General features: G+C 67.0%; 11 protein-coding genes and 6 pseudogenes. 16 read left to right on the top strand and 1 reads right to left on the bottom strand.

Annotated elements, in window-relative coordinates:
* Nucleotides 1-43: 43 nt before the first annotated feature.
* The 4 genes and pseudogenes from AB5J53_RS05620 to AB5J53_RS05605 form a co-directional block, all read left to right on the top strand.
* Nucleotides 44-148: pseudogene (locus AB5J53_RS05620) on the top strand (IS5/IS1182 family transposase); the annotation flags it as partial.
* A gap of 379 nt (nucleotides 149-527) precedes the next feature.
* Nucleotides 528-2,036, top strand: coding sequence for an integrin alpha (locus tag AB5J53_RS05615; protein ID WP_369244496.1), 1,509 nt, complete (start codon nucleotides 528-530; stop codon nucleotides 2,034-2,036).
* A 711-nt stretch (nucleotides 2,037-2,747) separates the two neighbouring features.
* The gene (locus AB5J53_RS05610; RefSeq protein WP_369244495.1) at nucleotides 2,748-3,299 is read left to right on the top strand and encodes a SigE family RNA polymerase sigma factor; all 552 of its coding nucleotides are present in this window, start codon (nucleotides 2,748-2,750) and stop codon (nucleotides 3,297-3,299) included.
* Nucleotides 3,296-4,651, top strand: a complete 1,356-nt coding sequence (locus AB5J53_RS05605; RefSeq protein ID WP_369244494.1) for a PQQ-binding-like beta-propeller repeat protein — start codon at nucleotides 3,296-3,298, stop codon at nucleotides 4,649-4,651. The genes AB5J53_RS05610 and AB5J53_RS05605 overlap by 4 nt, the downstream gene beginning before the upstream one ends.
* Before the next feature lie 127 nt (nucleotides 4,652-4,778).
* Here AB5J53_RS05605 and AB5J53_RS05600 read toward each other — a convergent pair whose 3' ends face one another.
* A complete protein-coding gene (locus tag AB5J53_RS05600) occupies nucleotides 4,779-5,246 on the bottom strand; it encodes a DUF6368 family protein (RefSeq protein WP_369252066.1) in 468 nt (155 codons plus the stop codon).
* A gap of 31 nt (nucleotides 5,247-5,277) precedes the next feature.
* Here AB5J53_RS05600 and AB5J53_RS05595 point away from each other — a divergent pair.
* The 12 genes and pseudogenes from AB5J53_RS05595 to AB5J53_RS05540 all read left to right on the top strand — a co-directional run.
* Nucleotides 5,278-5,511: pseudogene (locus AB5J53_RS05595) on the top strand (hypothetical protein); the annotation flags it as partial.
* Nucleotides 5,512-5,631: 120 nt separating this feature from the next.
* The gene (locus AB5J53_RS05590) at nucleotides 5,632-7,527 is read left to right on the top strand and encodes an RHS repeat-associated core domain-containing protein (RefSeq protein ID WP_369244493.1); all 1,896 of its coding nucleotides are present in this window, start codon (nucleotides 5,632-5,634) and stop codon (nucleotides 7,525-7,527) included.
* Complete coding sequence (locus AB5J53_RS05585) at nucleotides 7,524-8,000, top strand: hypothetical protein (protein WP_369244492.1); 477 nt, start codon at nucleotides 7,524-7,526, stop codon at nucleotides 7,998-8,000. Before AB5J53_RS05590 ends, AB5J53_RS05585 begins: the two co-directional genes overlap by 4 nt.
* Nucleotides 8,001-8,069: 69 nt before the next feature.
* Nucleotides 8,070-8,598 (top strand): annotated as a pseudogene (locus tag AB5J53_RS05580) (winged helix-turn-helix domain-containing protein).
* Nucleotides 8,595-8,693 (top strand): annotated as a pseudogene (locus AB5J53_RS05575) (DDE endonuclease); the annotation flags it as partial. The pseudogenes AB5J53_RS05580 and AB5J53_RS05575, both read left to right, overlap by 4 nt.
* A 467-nt stretch (nucleotides 8,694-9,160) precedes the next feature.
* A complete protein-coding gene (locus AB5J53_RS05570) occupies nucleotides 9,161-9,784 on the top strand; it encodes a transposase (RefSeq protein ID WP_369244491.1) in 624 nt (207 codons plus the stop codon).
* A complete protein-coding gene (locus tag AB5J53_RS05565; protein WP_369244490.1) occupies nucleotides 9,784-10,413 on the top strand; it encodes a hypothetical protein in 630 nt (209 codons plus the stop codon). Before AB5J53_RS05570 ends, AB5J53_RS05565 begins: the two co-directional genes overlap by 1 nt.
* The gene (locus AB5J53_RS05560) at nucleotides 10,410-10,742 is read left to right on the top strand and encodes a ParB N-terminal domain-containing protein (RefSeq protein WP_369244489.1); all 333 of its coding nucleotides are present in this window, start codon (nucleotides 10,410-10,412) and stop codon (nucleotides 10,740-10,742) included. The genes AB5J53_RS05565 and AB5J53_RS05560 overlap by 4 nt, the downstream gene beginning before the upstream one ends.
* Before the next feature lie 575 nt (nucleotides 10,743-11,317).
* Nucleotides 11,318-11,422 (top strand): annotated as a pseudogene (locus AB5J53_RS05555) (DNA mismatch repair protein MutT); the annotation flags it as partial.
* Nucleotides 11,423-12,278: 856 nt separating this feature from the next.
* The gene (locus tag AB5J53_RS05550; RefSeq protein WP_369244488.1) at nucleotides 12,279-13,325 is read left to right on the top strand and encodes a TRAP transporter substrate-binding protein; all 1,047 of its coding nucleotides are present in this window, start codon (nucleotides 12,279-12,281) and stop codon (nucleotides 13,323-13,325) included.
* Nucleotides 13,326-13,748: 423 nt separating this feature from the next.
* Nucleotides 13,749-14,285, top strand: coding sequence for a hypothetical protein (locus tag AB5J53_RS05545; RefSeq protein WP_369244487.1), 537 nt, complete (start codon nucleotides 13,749-13,751; stop codon nucleotides 14,283-14,285).
* Nucleotides 14,286-14,687: 402 nt separating this feature from the next.
* Nucleotides 14,688-14,885, top strand: a pseudogene (locus AB5J53_RS05540) (hypothetical protein); the annotation flags it as partial.
* Nucleotides 14,886-14,986: the final 101 nt, after the last annotated feature.

The following is a 14,986-nucleotide window of genomic DNA, read 5'->3' as shown; positions in this document are numbered from 1 at the left end:
GCGCTTCGTGAGCGTGCATGGAGACGCCTGGCTGATGTTGCGCCGCCGCCTCGCGCGCGACTACGAAACCCACCCCCACCATTCCGAAGCCATGATCCACCCCACGATGACCGACCTGATGGCCCGCCGCCTCACCGGTGGAGCCACCATTCCTGGCGCGACCCGACATCACAGGACCAAATCCGCATCACGGAATGAAACAGCAGGAGAAAACGACCTCTTAACGGCAGGGAAAGTCGCGGCGTACCCCAACACAACCAACCGTCGCTCTAGTGAGTCGTACTGGGCGGCGTGAGGACGCGTACGCCGGTGCCGTATAAGTGTTCCGCTCTGGGTCCGCCGGTGTCATGGCCAAGGGCTCCATCCCCTTCGGCGCCCGCACTCTCGGCACGGTCGCGAGCGGCGCCTGGCTCGGCGACGCGTTCCCGCGCTGATCCCCCCTTACGCGCCTTCTTCTCCGCCTACGTTACGCGCCTTCTTCTCCGCCTACGTTACGCGCCTTCTTCTCCGCCTACGTAAGGACAACCATGGCTTCCCGTTCCCTTCCCCGGCGCCGCAGTCGGCTCGTCCTCGCCGCCGGTATCGCCCTTGTCAGCGGTGCCGTGCTGGCTCCCGTCGTCAACGCCGCCACCCCGGCCGCGACGACCGCCACCACGCCCAGCACCAAGCGCCTGCACGACGATTTCAACGGCGACGGCTACCCCGACCTGGCGATCGGCGCGCCGGGCACCACGTTGAACGGGCAGGCGAAGGCGGGGGCCGTCAGGGTGCTGTACGGCTCGTCCAGCGGGCTGTCGACCTCGCGCAAGCAGGTGCTGACCTGGTCGAGCCGGTCGACGACGCAGCCACAGACGCGCTACGGCAGCGACCTGCAGAGCGGCGACCTCGACCGGGACGGCTACGCCGACCTGCTGTCGCTCGTGGACATGTCGCCGATCAGCGGCTACAACGGACGATTCCTGGCCGTCAACTGGGGCGGCCCCAAGGGGCTGTCCGCCACGCCGATCCTGCTGAGGAACGTGCCGGCGAACTCCCGCGGCTCCTTCGTGGTCGCCGACGTCGACGGGGACAAGAACCCGGACGTGGCGGCGTCGGGCGACGACTACGGCGACGAGAACACCCCGGGCGACGGCTCGGTGCTGCACGGCCCATTCCAGCGGGACGGCGGCAGCGCGAGGACGACCCGTTTCACCCTCGTCCCCGGCGAGGAGTGGTACGCCATCGCGATGGCCGCCGGTGACGTGACCGGCGACGGCATTGCCGATCTGGCGGTCAGCGCCAGGCAGCAGGACGGCGAGATCGGTACTGGTGGGGTCGCCCTGCTGGTGGGCGGTCCGTCCGGGTTCACGTACAAGGGCCTCCTCAAGGACGCCCAGGGCCGGCTCGTCCGCGGCGAGGACGTCGAGATCGGCGACCTCGACAAGGACGGTCACGCCGAGATCGTCGTCGGCCACTCCGTCGACGGCACCGACTACGACGTCGGCCTCCCGGTCAAGGGCGGTGCGATCGCCGTCGTCCACGGCGGCCCGAACGGCGTGTCCACCACCCGCAAGCCGGTGTGGATCAACCAGGACACCGCGGGCGTGCCGGGCGTGGGGGAGTGGCGTGACGGCATGGGCTCGGGCCTGTCGATCGGCGACACCAACGGCGACGGCTACCTCGACGTGGTGACCGGCCTGCCCGGCGAGGACTTCGACGGCCTCACCGACGCCGGCACCGTGCTCGTGCTGCGCGGCAGCGCGAACGGTCTGACCACCACCGGCATCAAGTCGTTCAGCCAGAACACCGCCGGGGTACCCGGCACTGCCGAGAAGCTGGACCGTTTCGGCGGCGAGACCGCCCTCGTCGACGCCAACGGCGACAAGAAGGACGGCATGGTCGTCGGCGACTGGGCGGAGAACGCGAACAACGGTGCCGCGTGGGTCTTCTCGGCCACCTCCAGCGGCATCACCGCGAGCGGTTCCTTCTCGTTCGGCCCGTCCACCATGGGCCTGCCCGCGACCGGGGCCCTGTTCGGAGCCTCGGTGGCCGACTGACGGCGACCACATCCCCGTACGTGTGGGCAACTGAGGTGCCGGGGCTGTGAGTTGTGCATTTGCACTGAGCGGAGAGTGTGCGTGATCGCTCAGTCAAGGTGAGTAGCGCATACCCTGTCCAGACTGTGGCGCGCATCTGACCCTGCGTCGATGCTTCTTTCGGTAGAGGAATGCGCAGCCAGCTTGATCAGTGCGCAGTACCAGGCGCCATCAACGAACTCCTCCCTTATGCGACCGCGACGTGGCTGCCAGACGGTAGTGCGCGCTGCGCAGCCTGCGCCCCGTTCCGCTAAGGCCTGTTTGAGATGTGGTCACAGTGTGTGTCGTATCAGGGCGAGTTGGCCGGTGGCTTCGTAGCGACTGCGAGTTTGTCGTAACGCGGACTCCCTGACACCTGCTGCCCGTCCAGCGGGGATATGCGGGTCCTGCCCCGGGTGTCGCTGATCCTCGGCTCCGCCGTGACGGCGGGCTACGGGACGGTGACGAGCCCTGCTGCGCGTGCGGTCGCGATGGCGGAGGCGAGAAGCGCGGGGCGGCGGGTCATGGGACCTGCGGTGAGGACTCCGTGACGGAGTGGGCTTGTCGCGCGCGTCAATCTCGTGGCGGAGCGCGAAAGTTGTCACCAACTTGGTGTGAACACACAATCTCGCCCGCTGAGGGATAGCTGCGGGTGGCTCATCGCGTCGTGATGTTGAGAGAAGGGGAGGGTCGATGAAGGCCTCGAGTCACGACGAGTTCCGGGAGTTCGTAGCGATGCGCTCCACCGCGCTGCTGGGGCTCGCGGTGCTGCTCACCGGCGGGGACCGGCATTCCGCGGAGGATCTGCTGCAGATTGCGCTGATGAAGGCCTACGGGCGCTGGGCGCACATCGAGCAGCCCGAGGCGTATGTCCGCCAGGTGATGTATCGCCAGCAGGTCAACCGCTGGCGGCTGCGCAGGCACCGCGCCGAGACGACGGTGCCGGTACTGCCCGAGTCCGGCGGGGAGGCCGACGCCGGGTCGGACTCCGAGCTGCGGATCGCGCTGTGGGCGGCGCTCGGTCGTCTGACGAAGCGGCAGCGGGCCGTGGTCGTGCTGCGCTACTTCGAGGACCTGCCGGAGGCCGAGGTCGCGGCGCTGCTGGGGTGCCCGGTCGGCACGGTGCGCAGTACGGCGCACAGGTCGCTCGCCAAGCTCCGGGTGCTCGTACCGGAGCTCGGGCCCGAAGGGCATGCGGAACAGGTGCGGCCGCTCAGCTATACGTCGAAGGGGATCCAGGGATGACGACGGAACAGGTGGAGGAGAAGGTCCGGGAGACGCTGCACGCGGTCGCCCTGGACCGGGTGCGGGCGCCCGGGGACCTGGTCGAGAAGGTGGTGCGGCGGCGCAGCCGGCGCCGTTTCTCGCAGGCCGCGGGGGCGGCGGTGGCCGTTGCCGCGATCACTGTGGGGGCGGTGTTCGGCTTCGGGGGCGGCGGTGCGGCCGAGCATGACCGGCCTGTGCGGCCGGCGGTGTCGCCGGAGGGCTGGAAGCCGTGGCAGAGCGGCGCCCCGGGTGCCAGTGAGCGGGGCTGCCTGGTGGACGGTTCCGCGCTGTACTGCAGTGGGTCCAAGTACGACGCCGCCAAGTTCGACGCCAACACCGGCAAGCGGCTGTGGACTGTCAAGGTCAATCGCGAAGGCGACGGGATCGACCACCCGTTCGCCGTGCGCGATGGGGTGGTCTATGCCTACCGCAATCACACCGCGGAGAAGCTGCCGAACGGGGACTACGCGGGCGGCACCGATCTGATGGCGGTGGACGCCGACACCGGCGATGTGCTGTGGGCGATCGAGATGCCGCAGGATGACCGCACCGGCCAGGCCGCCATGCTCATCGACGGCGCGGTGCTGGCGAACACCCCGTCGCTTCGCACGATGTCGGCCCTCGATCCGCTGACCGGTAAGGAGAAGTGGCGCCACACCTGGGACAAGGGCATCGTGTGTCAACGGGCGGTGCTGAGCGGTGTGCCCCATCTCCTGTGTACGCGGGACACCGAGGAGCCGGGCGACACCGACGTCTTCCGTCTCGATCCCGCCACCGGAAGTGCCAAGAAGGTCATGACCCTCCCCGGCAGGCAGGAGCTCGTCGGGACCTCGGGGGACCGGATGGTCCTGATCGGAGTGAAGGATGCGGCCGGCAAGGACATGCAGCTGACCACCATCAGCGGCTCCGGGGAGCAGACCTCGCACTCCTATCGGATCGAGGGGCAGGCGGCCAACTCGGATGTCGTCGGTGATCGTTTGATCTCCGTGTCCTGGAAGGGCAAGGCCTCGGCCTACTCGCTGACCACGGGAAAGACTCTGTGGACAGGCCCGGTGGGCGTCAAGATGCCCGCTAAGGACACGATGTCGGGCATCGCGTCTCCCGTGGTGTCGGCGGGGCAGGGGGTCGTGTACTTCTTCAGCCCGACCGGAGATCTGTCCGGCCTCGATCTGCGCACGGGTGAGCAGGTCTGGCGCGGTCACGTCGACACCGCCGAGCCGGGACCGGGGCCCGGCCTCGGGGACTCGCCCCAACTCCTGCTCTACGAGGATGTGCTGGTCGCCCGGAACGGCAGCAAGATCGTCTCCCTGCTGCCGCGGACCGGCGACTGACCCGAAGGGCCCAGGCCGGGGCGGCACCCCGCCCCGGCCTGGGCCTGACTGGTGCGTTCGGCCGCGCCCGCTTCCCGCTGTTGCGCAAACGGGTACTGCTCGCGTGAGCCGACTGGACGAGTTCCGGCTACTTCAGGAGCCGGAAACCGGGCTGTTCGGTCCACGCCCTAAGGAACTCCGCCGAGCCGTACGCAGCGAGCCATGGATTGGTCATCGTTGCGATGATGCCCGGCAGGCCAGCGACGATCGGCACTTGGTCCTCCCGCAGTTCGGCGTTGGCGACACCGCCGATCACATCCATGATGGCGGCGGTCAAAAGGGTTGCAACGGTGTGGTCGACTGGACTGTTGCAGAACGCGATGACGTCGACCGCGTGGGTCGGGGCGAAGCCGATGAGAGGCTTCTGGTCGACTTCGTCGGCGTGCTCGGCTTCGAAGACGGCCTCGTCACCGATACCAGGCCCCATGAGAGAGACCAGAATCGGCCGATGCCCGTCGACACCCCCGGTGTCCATGATGCCGAGGCTCTCCGCACGAATGCTCAGGTCGTACTCGCCGACCCGCTTCTCCTCAAAACGCGCCGACGAGCTAGCCAGAAATTCGCGAAGCCGCTGGATCGCCGAGTGCTACGACTTCGAGTCCCGCGGCCGGCAGATGCTCGCCACCCTCGTCCGCGTCCCTGAGATCGACGGGACGTTCCTCGAAGTCGAGACCTTCGTCGACGAGGACGACGTCACAGCCGCACTGGACGACATCCGCGCCGTGCTCGCCGAACTCGGCATCGGGCCCGAGGATCGTAGTAGGTGCGGGAGGCGGGATCGTGCAGGGCGGCGAACGCGGACAGGAACATCGCTCGCTTGAGCTGCCGGTTGCCGCCTCTGGGTCAGGGCGGCCTGGTCTTCCTCGACCTGTGCACCCACCACTACTGCATCCTCGTGCCCCCGAGCGCGGGCGAACGCTCCAGGTGGGCTGTGCAGCGATATGGCGGCACAGAATTCCTCGGCCGCGGCCACGTGCGGCGACACCAAGTACCTCTACGACGCCGACGGCAGCCTGCTGATCCGTCACAGCCCCGACGCCACCACCCTCTACACCGGCGACGAGGAGATCACCCTCAAGAAGGGCGCCACCACCGCCGACGGGGTGCGCTACATCTCCATCGCCGGCCAGACCGTGGCCACCCACTCCTCCGACGGACACTTCACCTACCTGATCCCCGACCGCCAGGGCACCAGCACCCTGGCCATCGACTCCCAGACCCAGCAGGTCACCCGCCGCCAGTACAAACCCTTCGGCGAAACACGCGACCAGTCCGGAACCTGGACCGGGCAACGGGGATACGTCGGCGGCACCCAGGACGACAACACGGGCCTGACCAACCTCGGCGCCCGCGAATACGACCCCTCCATCGGCCGCTTCCTCAGCCCCGACCCCCTGCTGGACACCGGCGCCCCGCAAACCTGGAACGCCTACGACTACTCCGCCGACTCCCCGGTCACCCACTCCGACCCGTCCGGACTGTGCATGGCCGACCAGTGCGGCGTCGGCTACCCCATCGGCGGCACCGGCACCAGCAAGAGCAACCCCGAGCGCTACGTCACAACCGGCCCGGTCGACCCCGGCGGCTCAAACCACTCCGTTTGCCACCACGGCAAGTGCTCCGACGGCCACAACCTCGGCGCCAGCGGCGGCAACATCAGCAAGGAGACGTACGACCCGCAGGCCGAAGCCCGCGCCGTGCAGCGGGCCAAGGCCACCGCCGACGCGGCCGCCGCCGCGGCGAAGAAGCAGGCATCCGGCCTCAAACACCGCCTGCTCAACCTGGTCGCGGACGTCATCGGCCTCACCGACGCCTACAACTGCTTCACCAAGGGCGACGTCATGGGCTGCATCAACACAGCCCTGACAGCCGTCCCCTGGGGCAAGATCTTCAAAGCCATCAAGGTCGGCGTCGAAGCCTTCAAGGTCTGGCGCTCCCTCGACCGCGCCTACACGGCGGTCAAGGACGCAGAAGAAGCCGCGAAACTGGCGGAGGACGCGGTCAAGGCCGAACACGCCATCTCAGAAGCCCGCAAGGCCGAAAGCGCCGGGGCTGGCGCGGCCGAAGACGCGGCAGGCTGCGCGGTGCACAGCTTCATACCCAGTACCGGCGTCCGCCTGGCGGACGGCTCATCGAAACCGATCAGCACGGTCAAGGCCGGCGACACGGTCCTGGCCACCGACCCGCAGACCGGTGTCACGGCCCCGGAGCCGGTCCAGAACGTCATCATCACCACTACGGACAAGGACTTCACCGAGCTCACCATGGGCACGGCGCCCAAGCGCGGGCCGCCGCCGAGCCACCAGGCCAAGCTCACCACGACATGGCACCACCCCTTCTGGGACGTCACCCACCACCGCTGGACCGACGCCCACGACCTCACCCCCGGCACCAAACTCCGCCACGCCGACGGCACTACCGTCGTCATCCTCGGCGTCCGAAACTTCCATCAGCACACCACCACGTACGACCTCACCGTCGGAACCCTCCACACGTACTATGTGCTGGCGGGAGCCACCTCGGTACTCGTTCACAATTGTGGCGGCCCGGTTAGTCTGTCCGACGAGAGGATCGACACGCACATTTTGCCGAGGCACGGACCGGGCTCACCTGCTACGGGAAGCAAGTTCAGTGAAGATGTCGATCCGGATGATTTTGAAGACATGGCAAATGAGGTTGTAAGCGGGAGTCCTACGCCGAGTAAGGTCGACTCTGTGACCGGCAACCACGCTCACGACCATGATCTTGGTCGAGTTGTTGGCGAGAACGGTGAGACCAAGGTGCGGGTCTGGGTTGATGAAGACCGCAACGTCCAAACGATGCACCCAATCCGATGATCGAATTCCGTGGCAGGCTTGAAGAGCGGCCGGATCCTGTTGGATGGGAGCATCGACGCGATTGTGCGTCCGCTACGCGAGGCGAGCTTCTGTGGTACTTCTTCCCAGGCGATGTTTCTATCCGGGTTGATAGCAACTGCTGGGAGACGAACCTGGGGTGGGTACCGCTTTTGCATTTCTCCCTCTCGCTTGCCGACATCTACACGACGCTTGGCGTAGCTGGCGACACTGACGCCAAGTATTACTTCACGGAATCTGATGCCGAGATTCGGTTTCATCGATCTGGCGAGATGGTCACAATTTCTCCAAGCTTCGGAGATTTTCAGGGGTCCTGTAGGCTCTCAGAATTTCGGCAAGCCATAGGTCGGTTTCTCTACGATGTTATCGAGGATATCGGAGCGAGATTCTCATCGGTCTTGGAGACTCCGCTTGCAGCTGAGATCTCTGAAAAGGCTGAGTTCCTTTTGAGGTGATACTACTGACCTTCAAGGCGTGGTGTCGGGGAGGCTGACGATTGGTGATCCCCGCGGTATGCCATCTTCATGAGGTACGCGCAGGGTGGCGGACTGACCGCTGAGCGCCGGGCGTTTCGGGAGCGGTTGCGCATGGAGGCGGCCGAGCGATTCGCCAGAGGTGACGACGCGTCCACTGTCGCCCGCGACCTGCGCGTCACCGTCCGCTCGGTGCAGCGCTGGCGGAAGGCGTGGAGCGAGGACGGACCACAGACCCTGGCCTCGAAGGGCCCGGCCTCGCTGCCGCTACTGAGCGATGAGCTGTTCGCGGTCCTCGAGCTGGAGGTCCTCTCGCGCACGGCTGGCCAAACCATACCTGCACGCTGTCGCGGATCAAGACCCTGATCGGGCGCCGCTTCCACAGGAGTTACACCGTTCAGGGTGTCGCGGCACTGCTCAAGCGGCACGGCTGGACCTGCCAGGTTCCGGCCCGTCGGGCCGTCGAGCGTAACGAGGCAGCGGTGGCGGGCTGGGTGAAGGAGACCTGGCCGCACGTGGAATGCCGCGGCGGCGCTCGACGCCTGGCTCGTGTTTGAGGACGTGGCCGGGTTCTCGATGACGCCGCCGACCAATCGCACCTGGTCCCGTCGCGGCCACACGCCGATCGTGCGGGTCCGCGGCCGCTCCCGCCGACGCTTATCGGTCGCCGCCCTGGCAACAAACTGGGCCAGGCCGACGGCACTACCGTCGTCATTCTCGGCGTCCGCAACTTCCACCAGCACACCACCACATACGACCTCACCGCGGGCACCCTCCACACGTACTATGTGCTGGCAGGGGCCACGCCCGTGCTCGTCCACAACTGCACTGTCAGTCCTCATTCGCTGGAGCGGACCGAGTCGCTGGATGGAGCTGTGTCGGCGTACGGACTTCTCTGGCTCTGGCAAGATTTTCGTAGCCGGAGATCATCTCGGTGTGGCGGTCACCGGAGCTGCATAACGGGCAGTGTCAGGCTGTGGTCTGCTGAACTTCCCTCTGTGCTACCGCATTTGGCGAATGTGCTGGTGGAGACGGTCGATGTCTCCGGCCCTTGCGTAGTGGTCAGGGCCCGGACCAGATCCGGCACCTCGACGGGGTGTACGGGGTGCGGGACGAGAAGCGAGTGGTGCCACAGCCGTTATGTGCGGCATCTCGCTGACACCGCGCTCGGCGGCCGCCCGGTGCGGATCGACTTGAGCGTGCGCCGTCTGTACTGCGAGAACACGGTCTGCCCGAAGGTGACCTTTGCCGAACAGGTGCCGGAGCTTACGGTCCGCTATCAGCGGCGCACGCCGCTGCTGCAGCACCTGGTCGAGGCAGTCGGTGTGATGCTGGCCGGCCGAGGCGGGACCCGGATGCTGCGCGTCCTCAACATCGAGCTCTCGCGGTGCACCGTGCTCTCCCAGCTGATGCGCATACCCCTGCCTCCGCTGGTCACACCGAGAGTGCTGGGGGTGGACGACTTCGCGCTCTACGGCGACACCTACGGCACTCTCCTGGTCGACGCGACCACCCGGCTGCCGCTGACGCTCTGGGAAGGAAGGGAAGCCGAACAGCTCAGCCGGTGGCTGCATGCGCATCCCGGTGTCGAAGTCGCCTGCCGGGGCGGCTCGCTGACCTACCGGCAGGGCATCGCGAACGGTGCTCCGAAGGCTGTCCAGGTCAGCGACCGCTTCCATCTGCCTACAGCGCCGCGGCCCGCGAACTCGGCCTGGACCGACGCACCGTCCGCAAGTACGCCCGGGCCCGCACCTGGCACGAGGTGATGCGCCGCCCGTCCACCCTGGACCCCTACCTCGACTACCTGCAACAACGCTGTGACGAGGGCGAACACAGCGCCAAGATCCTTCACCAGGAACTCCTGGCCAAAGGCTACCTGGGCCACTACCAGCGCGTGAAAATGGCCGTCGCACCCCTGCGGCGGGGCCTGCCCCTGGACGAGCCGCGTGAACGCCCGCCCTCCCCGCGTGAGGCCGCGCGCTGGATCATCACCGCACCCGACAGGCACGGTCCACAGACCGCACAGAGCCTGCATCGGCTCCTCGGACACTGCCCGGAACTCCGCCACACCCACGACCTGGTCCGCCAGTTCGCCGGCATGCTCGGCGCCCGCGATGCCGCACTGCTGCCCGGCTGGCTCGACCAGCTCGCTTCCAGCGGGCTGGCGCCCCTCGCCGGCATTGCCACAGCCCTGCGCGAAGACCAGCAGGCGGTCACCCAGGGCATCTCCACGCCCTACAACTCCAGGGTCAACGAAGGCCGCATCACCGACGTCAAGCTCCAGAAACGCATCATCGCGGGACGCGCTGGGGTCCCGCTCCTGCGTCACCGAGTCGTGCTGATCGCCCACCTACGCCGCCGATACGCGGCTCCGGTGACCGCCACACCGAGATGATCTCCGGCTACGAAAATCTTGCCAGAGCCACGTTCAGGTGTACGCCGACAGAGCTGCCTCGCGTCAGCGCGTTGATGAGATCGCCGACAGCAGGGTGGCAGGGTGACCCCATCGAGGTCTTCGAACAGAACAACCGCAAGTATGTGATCAACGGGCATCATCGGGTTGCTGCCGCCAAGAAGGCAGGTATCGATGTCCAGTATCGGTCCATCTCGCTCGAAGAGGTGAAGGCCTACGGCTACAGGGACGCTGATCATGTCACCTGGTCGGCGGTCGAAGTGGGCCGAGACTTTCCTTTCGCAGCTCGAAGGGAGCGTAGGGGATGGTGAGTTCAGTCGAGAATCCGGTCGTACCAGTGGTCGAGAGATTCCTGAATGTCCTTGATCACAACAGGAGCGCAATGCTTCGAGAGTTTCCGGAGTTCGAGAGGCTGGACGTCGTGCTGCAGGGTGTTCGTTCTGGAGCGCTCGCACGGACGGCGCGGACAGCCGACGGCCTCGTCTATTCCGTTCACGGGCGAGGATGCCGCTTGACCGGTCCGGACGGAATGGAGGTCGACATTGACCTACTGCCGGGTGGCTGGGAGGCGTTTGACATCTGGCGGCTGGAGAGGTTCGCGGCGAGTGCGGGTGTGACCCCCGTCCCGCAAAAATCCGCTCTCCTCCAACAGTGTCACGAGCTCATCCGAACCGGTGTCCTCTGCGAACCTCAAAAGGGATGGTTCAGCTCATTGAGGAATCGGGCCGCCGAGAGCCTGACGGGATCGCCGGTGACGAACGGAGCGAGTTGACCACGGTCGCTGGAAACCGGCGGTGAAGCGACACCGGCGGTGAAGTTCGCGGGGGTCCGCCAGTAGCGATACTGGCGGGCCCTTTCCGTGTTTCATCCGGCCTGCGTCCGAACGCTGGCAATCTCCGACGAGTCCACCGAGCTCCGGTTCGTGCCGCCGGAAGAGATCGAGCGGTTGCCGATGCACCACGCCCAACGGCTCAGGCTCCAGCACTTCCTGGAACGGATCTGGGCCGGAATCGACAGCGGCTCCACCGCCACAGTAGAAGGACACCTACCCCGCCCACACCCTCAACCAGCGTTCTCCCAGCTCAAGGCTTCCCCGGAGGAGAGCTGCACCCATCTCCGACCGCGTGCGGTGTTACGGCTCGGATCTGACAGACGCGGAGTGGCGGGTCATTCGGCCGTTGCTGCACGTTCCGGCGTCGTTTCAGGGGCGGGGCGGCCGGCCGGAGGGCTACTGCCACCGCATGATGCGTGCCGCCGGCCGTCCATGCGTATCTGGGACACGACGTTTGGGTGATAACCCGTGCAGCACCGAAACCGTGACGATCGGTTTACCCGTCTTCGCTCTTGCCGCAGCCGATGCAGCGACCCCAAAGTTGTACTGCACGACCTGGGGGGTGGCCGGATGAGGCGTACGCGCGCTCGTCAAATAGTGGTTTCCACTGTGGGCGCGTGCGCCCTGCTCGCTGTGGCGGCCTGCGGTGGCGGCGCAGGACGAGCCGCTAAGCCCTCACATTCGACGACTACGAGCTTCGAGTGGTCGTCATCGACGCTCCTAGCAGGCCGCTGGTGGCATGGACCTCGATAGATCTCACTCAGGTCCAGGATCATTCGGCCGCCGTCACACGGTTCGAAGGCATGCTCCGAACCCTCAAATTCCGATGAGGGTAGCTCCTTGTGGCAGTGGACGACGCGCAGCTGCTGAACGAGGTATCCACGCTCCTGCTGCACGACTTGGTGCTGCGGGGGCGGTCGGAGTGCCCGGCACGGCGCGCACGGGCGAGCCTGCGCCCGACGCGGTGACTGCACTGTGAACGAGGGAGCGCCCGAGGGCGCAAGGAGGTGTCAAGGTGAGAAGGGTCCTGGGAGTCTCGGCGCTGCTGCTCGCGCCACTGCTGGCGCTCGCCGCTTGCACGTCGGGCGCACCGAAGGCGCAGCAGTCCACATCCGCCTCGGCGGGGGCGTCCCCAAAGGTGGTCCATCTGACGATGGCCGTGCCCTACGGCACCACGTCTTCGGTTGACCGGTTCATCCAACAGGTCGGCGAGGCGACCGGGGGATCCCTGCAGATCGACGCCAAGCTCGAGTGGCGGACGGGCCAGCTCGCCTACGAGGACGGCACGATCGCGGACGTCCAGGCGGGCAAAGCGGATCTGGGGGTGGCAGGCACGCGGGCCTTCCCCGGCCCGGTGCGGATGCTCAGCGCGCCAGAGCTGATCACCAGTTACGCGGCCCAGGAACGGCTGTTCAAGAGCCCCCTTTACAAGCGGCTTGCTACCGCACTGAGCGTCCCCGGTATCACTGGCCTCGGCCTGCTCCCGGGCCAGTTTCGCTACCTGTTCACCGCGAGTCGCTCGGCCCCGACCCCCACCGGTCTGCACGGGCGGCTCGTCGGCGTGGCACAGTCGAAGCTGGCAGACGACACCTTCCACGCTCTGGGCGCACGCACCCGCTGGTATCCGCTGTCCGGGTCGGTCAGCGACATGGACGGCATCGAGTCCTCGATCGCCTCCTTCAACCACGAGGGCTACGTCTCCTCCAAGAAGTACCTCACAGGGAATCAGGTGCTGTGGCCCCGCATGGTCGTCCCCTTCATCAGTGACACCGCGCTGAAGCGCCTGAGTCCCGAGCAACGCCAGGCGCTCACCCAGGCCGCGGCCGCCGCCTTCGAAGACACGATGTCGGAACTGCAGTCAGAGGATGCGGATGAGCTCACCCAACTCTGCGCGGGAGGGCTGGTCGTGGGGCAAGCCAGTCCAGCGCAGCTCGCGGCGTACCGTGTGGCGGTCGCGCCGGTCGACACCCGACTGGAGCACGCCCCCCAGACCGGCGAGTTGTTCACGCTGGTGAAGTCGCTGGTGAAGGGAGTGAAGCCTGGACCCGCCCTGCACTGCTGATGCCCCTGGACCTTCCTGAGCGGGACCCGCGGACGGCCTTGGGTCGTACGATTCGGAGTTGACCGGCGGCTGAGCCTTCCCGAACGATCCGGTGGACAGGAGGACGATTGCCGCGGACAGGATCGCCTTCGGCGGCCACCGGGACCCGAGGGGAGAGCAGTGCCTGCCACCAACACGAAGCCGGGGTTTTGACGGCAGGATTCCGCCAACGGGGAGCTGCGGAGCAGCGTGCCCTGCTGGCATGCGGGAGGGTTGTGCCATGGGTGCAGCTCCTTGGGAGGGCCCGCCTCACCAGCGCAGACCTGCGGACTCGCAAGTGATACGTGATCCTTCCGGACGCTCCGCGCTCTCCAGCGGCGACCGTCCAGCCGATCTTGGTTACGGCTGGTGGAGCCACCTGCGGTGAGGGTCGCGGTGGTCTTGATGAAGGCCCACGACGCTGCCTTGCTGCGTTCGGCGCGCAGGCTGCTCGCCCGGCGTGCGGAGGGAAAGCGTCCTCCCCGGCGCCTGCCGCAGCCGCGCGTGCTGCCTGGCGGTTATGTGCCCGAGTGGTGGATGAGCAGTATCAACTCCTCGTACGCGGGCATCTGGCGGGCGATCCCGTCCCCGGGACCGGAGCTGAGGATCGGCAGCCCGGACGACCTGCTGGTGCAGGAGGTTGCCAAGCAGGCCCGGCTGCTGCAGGCCAGCCTCCTCGGCTACCGCAAGCGGGACTCCTTGTACGAGGCCTACGTCCTCAGTGGCGCCGAGGGGGAGGGCGAGCCGGTGCCGCCGACCCGCGGACTGAGCCCGGAGTTGAGCCGCCGCGCCAACCTCTTCCTCGGACGCGGCGACGGCATGCGCATCCCGAGCGCCCGGATGGAAGAGGCCAACCAGATGCACACCGACTACTTCGCGGTGTGGGACCGCTCCCGGGCATACGCGGCCGCCGTTCTCGCTCTGCTCCAAGCCCGCGCCTGACCGGCACCGTCCCACGCCTGGCCAAGATGGAGTTCCGCCGCCGTGCCCGGGGCACTGAGCACGAACTCGCCCTGCAGCACGGCGACTTCACCTGCTCTCTCCGAGGATGCCCCGGCCTTCAGGCCGGGGAGGAATCGGACTCCTGCGGAGCAGGGCAGGGAACGGGGTTTCGCCTCCAGGGCGAAAGACCGTCGGGTAACGTGCTCGATGTGCGTTGCGAGAACCAAGCGCGCACACCGTGCTGAGCGAGAGCCAAGCCGGCACAGCAACTCTTTTGCTTGTAGCCAAACCGGGCAGGTTCCGACCCGGCTGGTGTTGAGGGTGTAAGACCCGTAGGTCCGCTGGACCCGCAGGCAGCCTGAGCCAGGAATCCCTCCTGCTTCAGCGGGGGGAGGGCTCAATGACCGCACCCGGGGCAGCGAGTTGTTCGTGAACCCGCTGATGTCCCTGTACTTCGCCTTCGACCTTCCGGGCCTGGCAGCCCGCTGGCTCTACCTGGATCGGATCGAGGACACCCACCTGATGCGCCAAGTCCACTCGCGGATTGCCGAGTTCCGCGAATCCATAGTCACTCGCCCACCTCGCCGCTTCCCGCACTAGTTAGGCCGTTAGGAGGCAAGTCCGCGTCGGTCGCGGACTCCCCGCCTGCGAGCCGCCAGAATCACCGATCGGTGAGGGGGGCCACACCCCAGGAGGCAGAC

This window comes from Streptomyces sp. R41 (genome assembly GCF_041053055.1).
GTDB lineage: Bacteria > Actinomycetota > Actinomycetes > Streptomycetales > Streptomycetaceae > Streptomyces.
The sequence above is the reverse complement of the archived record's forward strand: the minus strand, read 5'-3'. Positions and strand labels throughout refer to the sequence as shown.